At 66.5% G+C, this 12,835-nt stretch carries 16 protein-coding genes; 7 read left to right on the top strand and 9 right to left on the bottom strand.

Annotation, left to right across the window (positions count from 1 at the left end):
- Positions 1-164: 164 nt before the first annotated feature.
- The 3 genes from BKY59_RS02125 to BKY59_RS02115 are packed head-to-tail and all read left to right on the top strand — an operon-like array spanning position 165 to position 2,143.
- Positions 165-656, top strand: coding sequence for a tRNA (cytidine(34)-2'-O)-methyltransferase (locus tag BKY59_RS02125; protein ID WP_076068458.1), 492 nt, complete (start codon positions 165-167; stop codon positions 654-656).
- 1 nt (position 657) lies between these two features.
- Positions 658-1,491: an oxygen-dependent coproporphyrinogen oxidase gene (gene hemF / locus BKY59_RS02120; RefSeq protein WP_076068457.1), complete on the top strand. Its 834-nt coding sequence runs from the start codon at positions 658-660 to the stop codon at positions 1,489-1,491.
- A 52-nt stretch (positions 1,492-1,543) separates the two neighbouring features.
- Complete coding sequence (locus tag BKY59_RS02115; RefSeq protein WP_076068456.1) at positions 1,544-2,143, top strand: GNAT family N-acetyltransferase; 600 nt, start codon at positions 1,544-1,546, stop codon at positions 2,141-2,143.
- Here BKY59_RS02115 and BKY59_RS02110 read toward each other — a convergent pair.
- The gene (locus BKY59_RS02110; protein ID WP_076068455.1) at positions 2,107-2,928 is read right to left on the bottom strand and encodes a hypothetical protein; all 822 of its coding nucleotides are present in this window, start codon (positions 2,926-2,928) and stop codon (positions 2,107-2,109) included. The two genes, BKY59_RS02115 and BKY59_RS02110, sit on opposite strands and share 37 nt — an antisense overlap.
- Before the next feature lie 141 nt (positions 2,929-3,069).
- Here BKY59_RS02110 and lipB point away from each other — a divergent pair, with 141 nt between their 5' ends.
- From lipB to BKY59_RS02095, 3 genes are all read left to right on the top strand, one after another.
- Positions 3,070-3,771: a lipoyl(octanoyl) transferase LipB gene (lipB, locus tag BKY59_RS02105; protein WP_076068454.1), complete on the top strand. Its 702-nt coding sequence runs from the start codon at positions 3,070-3,072 to the stop codon at positions 3,769-3,771.
- Between the two features lie 89 nt (positions 3,772-3,860).
- Positions 3,861-4,157 carry a hypothetical protein gene (locus BKY59_RS02100; RefSeq protein ID WP_076068453.1) on the top strand — a complete coding sequence of 99 codons (297 nt, stop codon included), beginning with the start codon at positions 3,861-3,863 and terminating at the stop codon, positions 4,155-4,157.
- Positions 4,158-4,397: 240 nt separating this feature from the next.
- Positions 4,398-5,141: a hypothetical protein gene (locus BKY59_RS02095; RefSeq protein WP_076068452.1), complete on the top strand. Its 744-nt coding sequence runs from the start codon at positions 4,398-4,400 to the stop codon at positions 5,139-5,141.
- A gap of 257 nt (positions 5,142-5,398) precedes the next feature.
- Here BKY59_RS02095 and queE read toward each other — a convergent pair whose 3' ends face one another.
- The 8 genes from queE to BKY59_RS02055 form a co-directional block, all read right to left on the bottom strand.
- Positions 5,399-6,046 carry a 7-carboxy-7-deazaguanine synthase gene (queE, locus tag BKY59_RS02090; RefSeq protein ID WP_076068451.1) on the bottom strand — a complete coding sequence of 216 codons (648 nt, stop codon included), beginning with the start codon at positions 6,044-6,046 and terminating at the stop codon, positions 5,399-5,401.
- Complete coding sequence (queC, locus tag BKY59_RS02085) at positions 6,043-6,732, bottom strand: 7-cyano-7-deazaguanine synthase QueC (RefSeq protein WP_129586161.1); 690 nt, start codon at positions 6,730-6,732, stop codon at positions 6,043-6,045. The genes queE and queC overlap by 4 nt, the downstream gene beginning before the upstream one ends.
- A gap of 293 nt (positions 6,733-7,025) precedes the next feature.
- Positions 7,026-7,979, bottom strand: coding sequence for an Hsp33 family molecular chaperone HslO (hslO, locus tag BKY59_RS02080; protein ID WP_076068449.1), 954 nt, complete (start codon positions 7,977-7,979; stop codon positions 7,026-7,028).
- A gap of 255 nt (positions 7,980-8,234) precedes the next feature.
- The gene (gene argF, locus BKY59_RS02075) at positions 8,235-9,164 is read right to left on the bottom strand and encodes an ornithine carbamoyltransferase (RefSeq protein WP_076068448.1); all 930 of its coding nucleotides are present in this window, start codon (positions 9,162-9,164) and stop codon (positions 8,235-8,237) included.
- Between the two features lie 108 nt (positions 9,165-9,272).
- Positions 9,273-10,463, bottom strand: a complete 1,191-nt coding sequence (locus tag BKY59_RS02070) for an aspartate aminotransferase family protein (RefSeq protein WP_076068447.1) — start codon at positions 10,461-10,463, stop codon at positions 9,273-9,275.
- A 165-nt stretch (positions 10,464-10,628) separates the two neighbouring features.
- Positions 10,629-10,991, bottom strand: a complete 363-nt coding sequence (locus BKY59_RS02065) for a hypothetical protein (RefSeq protein WP_129586160.1) — start codon at positions 10,989-10,991, stop codon at positions 10,629-10,631.
- Positions 10,992-11,041: 50 nt separating this feature from the next.
- A complete protein-coding gene (locus tag BKY59_RS02060) occupies positions 11,042-11,707 on the bottom strand; it encodes a hypothetical protein (protein ID WP_076068445.1) in 666 nt (221 codons plus the stop codon).
- Complete coding sequence (locus BKY59_RS02055) at positions 11,689-12,525, bottom strand: ABC transporter permease (RefSeq protein WP_076068444.1); 837 nt, start codon at positions 12,523-12,525, stop codon at positions 11,689-11,691. Before BKY59_RS02055 ends, BKY59_RS02060 begins: the two co-directional genes overlap by 19 nt.
- 50 nt (positions 12,526-12,575) lie before the next feature.
- Between BKY59_RS02055 and BKY59_RS02050 the strand changes: the two genes are divergently transcribed.
- Positions 12,576-12,835, top strand: a 260-nt coding sequence (locus BKY59_RS02050) for a GcrA family cell cycle regulator (RefSeq protein ID WP_240499921.1), incomplete at its 3' end; no start/stop codon positions are given.

Below are 12,835 nucleotides of genomic sequence, written 5' to 3'. Positions count from 1 at the left end.
TGTCTACGCCGTCTCCGCCGCACCCTGGCCGGGTGCCGCACGCGTCGCTTCGTCGCGCGGACACGGCCTGCGACCGTCGGTTGATAGCCGTGCGCCGTGGGCGTTGCCAAGTGCGTATCGCGCACAGGTGACAGTTGCGACACGTTCGCATAGGCACCGCACCCATGCGTATCTGTCTGCATCAACCCGATATCGCCGGCAATGTCGGCACCATCCTGCGGCTGGCGGCGTGCCTGGGCGTCGGCGTCGATATCGTCGAACCCTGCGGCTTCCCGTTCAGCGACCGGGCGCTGCGCCGCGCCGGCATGGACTATGCCGACCGCACGGAAATCCGCCGGCATGCCGACTGGGACGCGTTCCGCCATGCCACGCCGGGCAGGATCGTGCTGCTGACCACCGCCGGCGGCACGCGGCTGGACGAAACCCGGTTCGCCGCGAACGACATCGTCCTGATGGGCGCGGAAGGATCGGGCGTGCCGCCGCATGTCCATGATGCCGCAGCCCTGCGCGTGCGCATTCCCATGCGCGCCGGATACCGGTCCTTGAATGTCGCCGTCGCGGCTGGCATCGCGCTGGCCGAAGCGTTGCGGCAGACCGCGGGCTGGCCGGCGGACCCGGCATTAGCATCGGCATCCGCCCCAGGGATGAAGGCATGACATGATCCATCTCGACCCGGAACAGCAGGCGGCGCGCGACTGGTTCGAGGCGCTCCGCACCCGCATCTGCACCGCGTTCGAAGCGATCGAGCGGGAGGCGGGCAGCGATGCGGTGTTCGATTTCGCGCCGTGGGACCGCGAACCGGCCGGCGGTGGCGGCGGCATGCGCGGGTTGATGAAGGGCCGCGTATTCGAAAAGGTCGGCGTCAACGTATCGACCGTCGGCGGCGCGTTCGCGCCGGAATTCGCCCGATCGATCCACGGCGCGGGGGAGGATCCGAACTTCTTTGCCACCGGCATCAGCCTGGTCGCGCACATGGCCAACCCGCACGTGCCCGCCGTCCACATGAACTGCCGCTTCCTGGTGACCACGCGCCGCTGGTTCGGCGGCGGTGCGGACCTCAACCCCGCCTTGCCCCGCGACGACGATACCGCTGCCTTCCATGCCCGGATGCGGGCGGCGTGCGATGCCCACGACCCGACCTACTATCCGCGCTTCCGGCAATGGGCGGACGAATATTTCTACATCCCGCATCGCCAGGTCCACCGCGGCGTCGGGGGCATCTTCTTCGATCATCTCGAAGGTGATTTCGCCACCGACTTCGCCTTCGTCCGCGACGTGGGCGATGCGTTTCTCGACATCTTCCCGCGCATCGTGCGCGCCCGGATGGACCAGCCCTGGACGGAGGCGGACTATGCCGAACTGCTCGCATTCCGCGGGCGCTATGCCGAATTCAACCTGGTCCATGATCGCGGCACGCTGTTCGGCCTGAAGACCGGCGGCAATATCGACGCGATCCTCATGAGCCTGCCGCCGACCGCGACCTGGGCATGACCATGCCGGTCCCCCCGCCCCGGTTCGCGCGGTGCGCGTCGGCCCGCCCACGATGAGTCTCACCTCCGTCGCGGACACCGATGTCGCTACCGTGGTGACCACGCTGGCCATGACGCGGCGGCCCGCGGCCCGGCCGCTACCGCCCGGGCCGCTGCGCCTCGTCCGGTGGCGGACCCCGGCGATCACCGCCTACCGCACGCTGTTCGCGCGGGTCGGGACGCCGTGGCTCTGGTATTCGCGGCTCGCGATGGACGATGCCCGGCTGGCCGCGATCCTCGCCGACCGCCAAGTCGCCGTCCATGCGGTCATCGACCCGGCAGGGATCGAGGTCGGCATGCTCGAACTCGACCACAGCCTGACGGGCACCTGCCGCATCGCCTATTTCGGGTTCATCCCCGAACTGGCCGGGCGCGGCCATGGGCGCTGGCTGATGGCGCACGCACTGACGCTCGGCTGGCGGCCGGACACACAACGCATGCTGGTCCACACCTGCACGCTGGATCATCCGCGCGCGCTCGGCTTCTACCGTGCGCAGGGGTTTCGGGCCATCGCCCGCACGCTCGAAACCTTTCCCGATCCGCGCGTCTCCGGGCTGCTGCCGGCCGACGCCGCGCCTCAGGTCCCGCTGCTGTCCGCCGTGACGCTCAGGTAGAGGAACGCCGCGAACACGCCCCAGACCGCCTGGACCGCCGCACCGGCCATCGCGCCGACCACGGACAGCAGCACGCCCATCGCGGCCGCCTGGCCGGTCGCGCGGCCCACCAGCAGCAGGACCGATCCCAGCCCGAATTCGATCGCTCCTAGGATCAGCATGTAGGCGAGCGCGTAGAGTATCGTCACCGCCACCAGCCGCGAGAACAGCCCGCGCGTCGTGGCAAAGGCATCGCGCACCGCCTGCACCGGGGCCGGCCGCGGCGCGCGCGCGGCGATCGCCGGCCACAATGTCAGCAGCCGGATCGCCGCCACCAGTACGGCCGGCAGGATCAGCAACAGCGCCAGGCTGGTCGCCTGCTGCGCCGGCCAGCCGATGCCGCGACCGATCAGGATCGCGATCACACTGACCACCGCGGTCAGCACCAGCGCCGCACCGAGGAACAGGAGCAGGACGAGCAGCGCGTTGCCCAGCCGGTCGACCGCGACCCGCAACGCATCGCGCACGCTGACGCCGCCCGCCGCACCACCGGTCACGACCAGCGCCGCAACCGCCATGTTTCCGATCAGGAACAGCAATGTCACCGGAAACAGCACGAGCAACCACGGGCCCGGCGCCGCCCGTTGCCCCACCGACACCGTAGGTGCGGCCAGATCCCACAGCAACGTGGCCAGACCGGTGGTGGCAAACGCCAGCGGCAGCAGCAGCCCGGCTTCCCGCCGGACGAAGCCGCGGGTCCGGTCGGCGACATCCGCAAGCGAGAGACGGGGCGGAATGTGTGGCATCGATGTCCTCTGGCGCGCCGGAAGTTCGGCCCGCCGCCTATCCCACCGCAGCCGCCGCCGCGCAATGCGGCTTGGGGGCTCGCGCGGCGGCTTCGCGGCACGCCGGTTGCAACCGCGACGCGGAACGATCAGACCGGCGGCATGACGGACCCGACCAATGCCTCGCCAGACCAGGCGACCACATCGCCCGATACCGCGCTCGAATGGCGGGTCTCGCCGGAGCCGGTCCCCTACCCGGAAGCACTTGCGGAGATGGAGGCGCGGGCCGCGGCGATCCACGCGGGCACCGCGCCGGAACTCATCTGGCTGCTCGAACATCCCTCGCTCTACACCGCGGGCACCAGCGCGGTGCGTGACGAACTGCTCAGCCCGAACCGCTTCCCGGTCTATCCCGCCGGGCGTGGCGGCAAATATACCTACCACGGCCCGGGCCAGCGGATCGGCTATGTCATGCTCGATCTGGGGGCGCGGGGGCGCGACGTGCGCGCCTTCGTCCACGCGCTGGAAGGCTGGGTGATCAATACGCTGGCGGTACTCGGCGTCGCGGCCCGCCGCGAACCGGGGCGGATCGGCATCTGGACCGACGCGCACGGACGCGAGGCCAAGGTCGGCGCGATCGGTGTGCGCGTCCGGCGCTGGGTCAGCTTCCACGGATTCGCCGTCAACATCGCGCCGGACCTGTCGCATTTCGCCGGCATCGTGCCGTGCGGCCTGCCAGACTTCGCGGTGACGAGCCTGCACGATCTGGGGAAACCTTTTCCGATGCACGCGTTTGATACAGCGTTGAAAGCCAATCTGCCGGAATTCCTCGGGTGCCTGCGAAGTCGTTCGCACGGCCCTTGAGCAGTTCTTGCAGAAAGGCTAATGACGGAAGCGATTTGGGTATGAAGGGCTAGACCCAAACCAGATCGGATTATCTAGGGAGTCCCGACATGCGTAATTTTTCCAAGCTGATGACCGGTTCGATGATCATGGGTGCAGCACTGCTCGTCTCCGCTTGCGGCGGCAGCGAGACTGCAAACACCGCCGACACGAACATGACCGAAATGAACTCCATGGAGCCGATGGACGGCACCATGAACGACGTCACCGCCGTTGATGGCGCCATGACCGGCGACAACATGGCGATGGACAACGGCATGATGGGCGGCAACATGTCGAACGACATGGGCATGTCCAACGACATGGGCGGCAACATGGCGATGGGCAACATGTCCAACGGCATGTAAATCGTTCATCCGAACGATTTCTGGGAAAGGCCGTCCGGGCAACCGGGCGGCCTTTTCCTTTGCGTCCTAGGCATGGGGATTGGTGCCCGGACTGCCGGTCGTCCACGATCGTGGACCGTCGCCGGCGTTGCCCGGCCGGGCGACCATCCCGGTCCCGCTTGCGACGAACCCCGCGTCAAAATCCTTTGTGGGCCAGCTGAAATGTGCTTAATCCACGCAGGTTAGCGTTGGGATTCAGTCATGATCTTGCCTTTGGTTCGCCGGCCTGTATTCGCCGGTTTCGTCGCCCTCTCGGGCCTGGCCATGGTGCCCGGCCCGGCTGCGGCATCCTATCTGTTCTGGACACCGCCCAATTTCACCGGGACGCCCGTCCGCGGCGACGAACCCGGTCTCGGCCTGCCGATGCCCGGTGCCACGCCGAAGGAATATAGTGCCCATCTGCTATGGAACATGCGCGCCGGTCTCAACGTGGCCGCGCTGCAATGCCAGTTCGCGCCGCCGCTCGCTGCGGTCAAGAACTACAATACCCTGCTGAAGCAGCATGATGGCGAACTGAACAGCGCCTACGAAACGGTCACCGGCTATTTCAAACGCACGATGCCGAAGGGCTGGCAGGTCGCGCTCGATCAGTACACGACCAAGACCTATAACGGCTTCTCCACCCTCCATGCCCAGCTCGGTTTCTGCGAAACCGCGGCGGCCATCGGACGCGACGCGATCGGGCGAGAACGCGGCAAGCTGCACGAGACCGCCGAACTGCGGATGCGCGAATTCCGCAACAGTCTGGTCCCGATGGGTGATGGCATGTTTCTGATCCGCCGGACGACCTTCGCCAGCCTGCCCACCCCGCCGCTCGACACCAAATGTTGGAACAAGCGGGATGAACTGGTGAAGAAGTGCATCGTGACCTGGAACATGACCCAGGCCGCCGCCGGTCGCCCCGTCGCACTCGTCGAAGGCGCTGCCAACCCGAACGGCGTCTGATACAGGGCGGGACCTGCCGGTCCCGCATAGCAGTGCGAAACCGTGCGCCCGCTACCCCATGCCGTCACCCCAACCGGCATCCCGGCGAGAGCCGGAATCTCACCCCGCCGGGCATAATGTCGGTAAGAAGCTGGACGATCCTTGAATCGGTTCCGATCAATTCCGCCAATGCACCCGTCATTCCGGACTCGATGACGAATGATAATTATCTGGGATTACAATAGGTTGAGGCCGGTTCCGACCTTAACCCCCAGCCTTTACCGCAGTCCCAAACTCTTGTGGACCTGTGTCGACAACCGCCATTTCGGGTGGAGAATCACGAACTTGATCGCGGCCGCGACGTTGTCCTGCCGCGACGGGCCGTCCATCGGCTGGATCAGCCGATGCGCGAAGTCCCATGACTCCATGTCCGCATAATCGGTGCCCGGCTGCGGCCACACCAGCTTCAGCTCGTCCCCGCTCCGCTGGACGATGGTCGTCCCGGCCTTCGGACTGATGCACAGCCAGTCGATCCCCGGCACCGCCGGCAGCGTGCCGTTGCTTTCGACGGCGATCTGGAACTGCTGGGCATGCAACGCGTCGATCAGCGGCGCGTCGAGTTGCAACATCGGCTCGCCGCCGGTGATCACGACGAACGCCTGATCGACCGGATCCTCCATCCACGTATCCCAGAATTTCCGCGCCGCGGCGGCCAGCGTCGCGGCATCCGGAAACTTGCCCCCGCCGTCGCCGTCCGTGCCGACGAAATCGGTATCGCAGAACTGGCATTCCGCCTTGTGCCGATCCTGTTCGCGGCCCGTCCACAGGTTGCAGCCCGCAAAGCGCAGGAATACCGCACGACGGCCCGCCTGCATCCCCTCACCCTGCAACGTCAGGAACATCTCCTTGACGGCATAGCCGCTCATGCCGGCGATCCGGCGTAGCGGGTCGGATCGGGCAGGCCGGCGTCGGCAAACCCCTTCGATCGCAGACGGCAGCTGTCGCACGCCCCGCAATGCCGCCCGTCCGCCGTGGGATCGTAACAGGACCAGCTCATCCCGGCGTCCAGCCCCAGCCGGTCGGCCTCGCGCGCGATATCCGCCTTGCCCAGCGCCAGCAGCGGGGCGTGGACGTGGAACCGGTCGCCCTCGACACCCGCCTTGGTCGCGACATTGGCCATCGCCTCGAACGCATCGACGAATTCCGGCCGGCAATCGGGATAGCCCGAATAGTCCAGCGCGTTGATCCCGACGAACAGGTCGCGTGCCCCCACCGCCTCCGCCCAGCCGAGCGCCAGCGACAGGAAGATCGTGTTGCGCGCGGGCACATAGGTGACCGGAATGCCCGGTTGCACGCCATCCTTGGGCACAGCAATATCGGCGGTCAGCGCGGATCCACCGAACTGCGTCAGGTCGATCGACAGCACGACATGCCGTTCCGCCCCCAGCGCCGCCGCCACCCGCGCCGCCGCGTCCAACTCGATCCGATGCCGCTGATTATAGTCGATCGTCAGTGCGAAGAGCCGGTGCCCGCGTTCACGGACCAGGCCGGCCACCACCATCGAATCGAGTCCGCCGGACAGCAGCACCACGGCCGCGCCTGTTTCAGTCATGCTGTTTTCCATGCGCGCCGCGCTATTACCGTGCGCCGGCCGGCGCAATAAGAAAGGGCCGCCCCGGTTGGGAGGCGGCCCAGGCCGGCCAGATCTGACCGTCTTAGGGAGTCGTGCCCGACACGACACGCACTACCTATGACGTCACCGCTTTACGTGCGGTGAACGGCAACCCGGTCGATCGTAAAATAGACCAGATCAGTCCCGTCACCCGTCATGCCGGACCCGATCCGGGATCATGGAGGCAATGTCCGTCGTCACAAGCCGCCTGTACGACGAACCGCGCGAGTAGATCACGCCGCGGTGTCGCCCTCGACCGCCGCCAGGCTTGCCAGCGTGATCCCGTACTTGCTGGAACAGAATTCGCACGCCACCTCGATCACGCCGTCCGCGTCGGCCATTCCGATGCGGTCGTCCTCCGGAAAACGGGCCAGCACTTCCCGGAAATGTTCTGGGTTGCAGCGGCAACCCCGCGTCAGCGTCGCGGGTGGCAGGACGCGGACCTCCTCTTCCTCGTGGAACAGCCGCCAGATGATGTCGGACAGCGGCAGCGCTGGGTCGGACAGTTCCTCCGGCTTCAGCGTCGCGGCCAGTGTGGCGATATGGTCCCATTCCGGATGGTCCAGTCGGGTGTGAATGCGGTCGCGGCCTTCCTCCCCTTCGGGCAGATGCTGGATCATCAGCCCGCCCGCGACATGCCCGTCGCGCGCATTGCCGACGATGCCCAGCCGCACGAGACTCGGTATCTGCTCGGACTGCGCGAAATAGCGTTCCGCCGCCTCCGCGATCGACGCCCCTTCCAGCGGCACGATCCCCTGGTAGCGTTCGCCCGACGTCACCTGATCGAACGTGATCGCCAGATAGCCCGGGCCGAACAGCGCGAACAGCGACGGATCGACCGGCATCTCGGCCAGCCGTTCGCCGTCGTGGCGGACATAGCCGCGCATCACGCCCGCCCGGTAATCGCAGACCAGCAGGTCGATGACCCCGCCCTCCGTCTGCGCCTGCACGGTCAGCTGCCCCTCGGCATCCTTCAACAACGATCCCAGCAGCGCCGTCAGCGTCAGCGCCTCCGCCAGCACCCGCTCGATCGCCGGCGGATAGGCGTGGCGGCTCAGGATGGAGTCGAGCGCCGGCCCCAGCCGCACGACGCGCCCGCGCGCATGCCGCCCGGGGATCATGAACCCGAGCGCCTCGTCGAGATGCTCGGTCGGCGGCGGCGTCGGGCCGTCATAGGTGCTGGCCAAAATATGCGTTCCTGTCTGCTGTTTGCGCCGAGATAGGAAACCGCGCGGTTCTTCTAAAGCCCCGCCTCTCTGTCCAGCCCCGTCCACCCCCACGCCCAGGCCGTCAGAAGAGACCGAGCGCCCTTGGTTCCTCCGTAGCCCCTCTCCTTCAGGGGAGGGCTGGAATGAAGCTGACCGCTTCAAGCCGGTAAAGCTGCAGGCAAGACGCTGTTGCCCACACGCCACCCCCTTTGAAATAGAGAGGCTCAGAATGAATCAGAGGCGCCCGAAACACCACAGCAGGACCGACTTCTGCGCATGCAGCCGGTTCTCCGCCTCGTCCCAAATCGCCGATTGCGGCCCGTCGATCACCGCGTCGACAACTTCTTCCCCGCGATGCGCGGGCAGGCAGTGCAGGAACACCGCATCCTTCGCCGCCGCGGCCATCAGGTCCTGCGTGACCTGATACGGCATCATCGCCGCCAGCTTCTCGTCGGCATGTTCCTGGCCCATCGAAATCCAGGTGTCGGTGACGATCACGTCCGCACCGGCCACGGCCTCGCGAGCGTCGCGGGTCACCGCGAACCGGCTGCCCCGCGCCCAGGCGTCCGCGACGACGACGGGCGACGGATCATACCCCTCGGGACAGGCGGCCCGGACCTCGAACTTCATGAGGCTGCCCGCCTCCACGATCGAATGGAGCACGTTGTTGCCGTCGCCCAACCATGCCCAGACCGTCCCCGCCAGCCGCCCGGTCCGGTCAAGCACGGTCAGCATGTCGGCCATGATCTGGCACGGATGGCTGAAATCGGTCAGCCCGTTGATGACCGGCACAGTCGCATGCTTCGCCATTTCGCGCAGCTTTTCATGATCGTCGGTGCGGATCATGATCGCGTCGACATAGCGGCTCAGCACCCGTGCGGTATCGGCCACGCTTTCCCCGCGGCCCAGCTGCATCGTGCCGGCGTCCATCACGATCGTCGTGCCGCCCAGCTGACGCATCGCCATGTCGAACGACACCCGCGTCCGCGTCGAATTCTTCTCGAATATCATCGCCAGCGTAAAGCCGGCGAGCGGCGCGTCCGCATCCACCCGTCCCTTCGACCAGCCGGCGCGCGCCGTCTTGCGGTCCAGCGCATCGCCCAGCATCGCGGCGACTCCGTGCGCGCCGGCATCGGCCAGGTCGATGAAGTTACGGTCGGTCATATGTCACTCCACGCAGCGCCCGTTCGGTTCGATCCTGTCGAAAACGGGTGGCGGGTTCCGGATGGGAACGGTTCGGGGCACGCCCGAACCGAACGGATCAGCCACCGATCATTCGTCGGCGGGCGGCACGTACAGCCGCGCCGCCTCCGATACGCTCGTGACGAACGCGTCGATATGGCTCTGGTCGATGATGAGCGGCGGCAGCACGCGGACCACATTCTCGCCCGCCGCCACGGTCAGCACATTATGGTGGTCGCGCAGATACGCCACGAACCGCCGGCTGTCGGTCTTCATCTTCAGGCCCAGCATCAGCCCCGTACCGCGCACGCTGTCGAACAGCGCGTCATGGTTGGGAATCATCTGCTCCAGCGCCTGCCGCAACCGGTCGCCGCTGGCCTGCACCTGTTCCAGGAAACCGGGTTCCAGGATCACGTCCAGCACCGCATTGCCCGCCGCCATCGCCAGCGGATTGCCGCCATAGGTCGATCCGTGCGTGCCCGCGACCATGCCCCTGGCGGCCTCTTCGGTTGCCAGGCAAGCGCCGAGCGGGAAGCCGCCACCGATGCCCTTGGCGGTCGCCACGATGTCCGGCTTCACGTCGTACAGCTCGTGCGCGTACATCGCGCCCGTCCGCGCGACGCCGCACTGCACCTCGTCCAGCACCAGCATCAGCCCGCGCTCGTCGCAGATCCGGCGCAGGCCGTGCAGGAAGGCGCGCGACGCCGGGCGGATACCGCCCTCGCCCTGAATCGGCTCGACCAGGAAACCCGCGGTCGTGTCGTCCACCAGCGCCTCGGCTGCCGCCAGATCGTCGAACGGCGCATAGGCGAAGCCCGGCAGCAGCGGCTCGAACCCGCCGCGCATCTTGTCCTGGTCGGTGGCCGAAATCGTCCCCAGCGTCCGCCCATGGAACGCGTTCTTGAACGTGATGAGCGTCGTGCGCTCCGGGTTGCCGTTGACGAAGTGATACCGCCGCGCGGTCTTGATTGCGCACTCCACCGCCTCGGCGCCGGAATTGGTGAAGAACACCGTGTCCGCGAACGTCACGTCGATCAGCCGCTGCGCCAGTTGCTCGCCCTGCGGGCTGCCGTACAGGTTGGACACGTGCATCAGCGTCGCGACCTGCTCCTGCAGCTTGGCGGTCAGATGCGGGTGGCCATGCCCGAGCAGGTTGACGGCGATGCCGCTGGCGAAATCGAGATAGCGCTGGCCGTCCTCGCCGATCAGGTAGCAGCCTTCGCCGCGCACCGGTCGCACGCCGCACCGCGGGTAAACGGGCATCAGCGGGGTGATCGGCATGACGGCAACTCCTGTCGGTACTGGAAACGGCTCCGGAAACGCAAAAAGGCGGCCGATGACGCGGCCGCCTGCGAATCGCTATAGCGTCGTGCCGGCGTAGGTGGAAGCGGGTTCGAGCGGGCGTGCTTTCGTAACCAATGTCCGGGAAAGGTAGTTAGCTGCCGTTCAGAAGACGGTGAAATCACCTTTGCACATGATGATGTGGCCGCTCTCATATGGGCCAAGCTCGGACACGATCACTAAGGTTGAGCCGTCTTCCATCCGAAAGGTTAGGCTAAGTTCTTCGCGCCCAACGATAACGATCCGCTTATATAGCAGGCGATGAAAGACGACCGGCGCTCCGGCTTGAGCAGCACACTCGAATGGCCACTCAGTTCCATTTGGCTCGATGTGCAGCACGCTGGATTCCGCGTATATCTGCTTCCCGCTCTCGAAAATGAACCTAACGCCGTAGGGATCAAGCCACACCTGAGAAACGGCATCTTCGTGAAACGCGTTCATCGTCGATGCTGGCGGGAACGGGTGCATGGGCGATCATAGTCCGACGGCGCGGAGCCGCCAATGCCCGCAGTTGGGCGTTAGCTGTCACTTCCGCCCGGCCGTCGCTGCATCATGATGGCAATATCGGGGTTTGCCGTGAGCGCACTCGCGACCATGCGCTGCCAATAGTCTTCGGCGCTCGAGACGATACCCCGCCGTTCCGCCAGTTCGAGGAAGGCGCGGGTGGTCAGCACATCGGTGTCCAGATCTAGGCCGGTTTCCCGGACGAAGCGCGGGATCTTGCCGTTCTCGTAAACGATCAGGACGCTTTGGCCGGCGTGCTCGCTATGAGCGACGTAGCTGCCGAGCCATTCGAGGATCGCCAATTCGCCGGCGTTTCTCGGCCTGATGTCGGGATCGGACTTGCGGGCCTTCAGGAACAGTTCGCCGATCCCCGTCGGCGCGACGAGGACGGGCGCATTGGAACCCCGCTGCTGACCGACATCGATCCACGCAGTGATCGCGCGGGCACCCGGTTTCGACAGATCCTGAGTGGCTTCCAGCGCCACCATATCGGCCACCACGACCCGCCCGCCGATCTGGTGAAGAAGATGGAGCGCATCCGCCCAAGCCAGATGGAACAGCGGGCCGGTGTCAGGCACGATCAGGTCCGGACGCGCGATTTGCGAAAGGGCGGGCATGATATCCGCCTGTAGTTCGCGAAAGGCGGCGAACGTCGCCTTGTTCAGCTCTTCAGCCGCCATCCCTTGCGGATCAGCGTGTAGCACAGCGCGCCCAGCGCCACGTTCACGCCCAGCAGCACGAGTCCGCCGAGCAGCACCGGCGAATCGGTCGTCCCGATGAAGCCGTAGCGGAAGCCGGAGATGACATAGAAGAACGGGTTCAGATGGCTCAGCGTCTGGAACACGCCGTGCAGGCTCTCGATCGAATAGAATGTCCCCGACAGCAGCGACAGCGGCGCCACCACGAAATTGGTCACCGCCGCGGCATGATCGAACTTGTCCGCCCAGATCGACGTCAGCAGCCCGAGGAACCCCAGCATCGACGCGCCAAGCAGCCCGAACCAGATCACCGCCAGCGGATGATGCGGCACGATCTGCACCCCCGGCCAGAACGCCATCGCCAGCCACACCGCGAACCCGACGAACACAGCGCGCGTCACCGCGGCCCCCACTAGTCCGGCGACCAGTTCGCCCGTCGACAGCGGCGGCATCAGATAATCGACGATCGTCCCCTGCATCTTGCCGACCAGCAGCGAGAAGCTGGCATTGGCAAACGCATTCTGCATCATGCCCATCACGATCAGGCCCGGCGCCACGAACGTCGCGAACGGACGGCCCAGCACGGTGCGCTCCCCCCCGCCCAGCGCGACCGTGAAGATCACCAGGAACAGCAGCGTCGTGATCGCCGGTGCCCAGATGGTCTGCAGTTGCACCTTGAAGAAACGGCGCACCTCCTTCACATAGAGGGCTGTCATTCCCCCCCAGTTGACGAACGGGATCACGGGCACGCCCGGTGGGGACAAAGTCATCTTGGGCGGCTGTTCGGTCGTCGGTGTCATGGGCTACGGCCTAGCGCCGGACCCGGCCCCCCGCAAGGAGCGTAAAGACCATGGGCTGGACCGACGAGCGCATCGAGCAGCTCCGAAAGCTGTGGGAAGCCGGCAATACCGCCAGCCAGATTGCCGAGGAACTGGGCGGCGTCAGCCGCAACGCCGTGATTGGCAAGGCGCACCGGCTGGGCCTGCAGGCGCGGCCATCGCCGGTCCGCTCGGCCGCGGCACCCAAGGCTGAACCCGTCGCCGCCGCACCGACCCCGACCCCCGCACCGGTCGCCGCGCCCGTCGTCGATACGCCCGCGCCGGCCCCGAC

The sequence above is a fragment of the Sphingomonas montana genome, from assembly GCF_001956315.1.
Lineage (GTDB): Bacteria > Pseudomonadota > Alphaproteobacteria > Sphingomonadales > Sphingomonadaceae > Sphingomonas_R > Sphingomonas_R montana.
The sequence above is the reverse complement of the archived record's forward strand: the minus strand, read 5'-3'. Positions and strand labels throughout refer to the sequence as shown.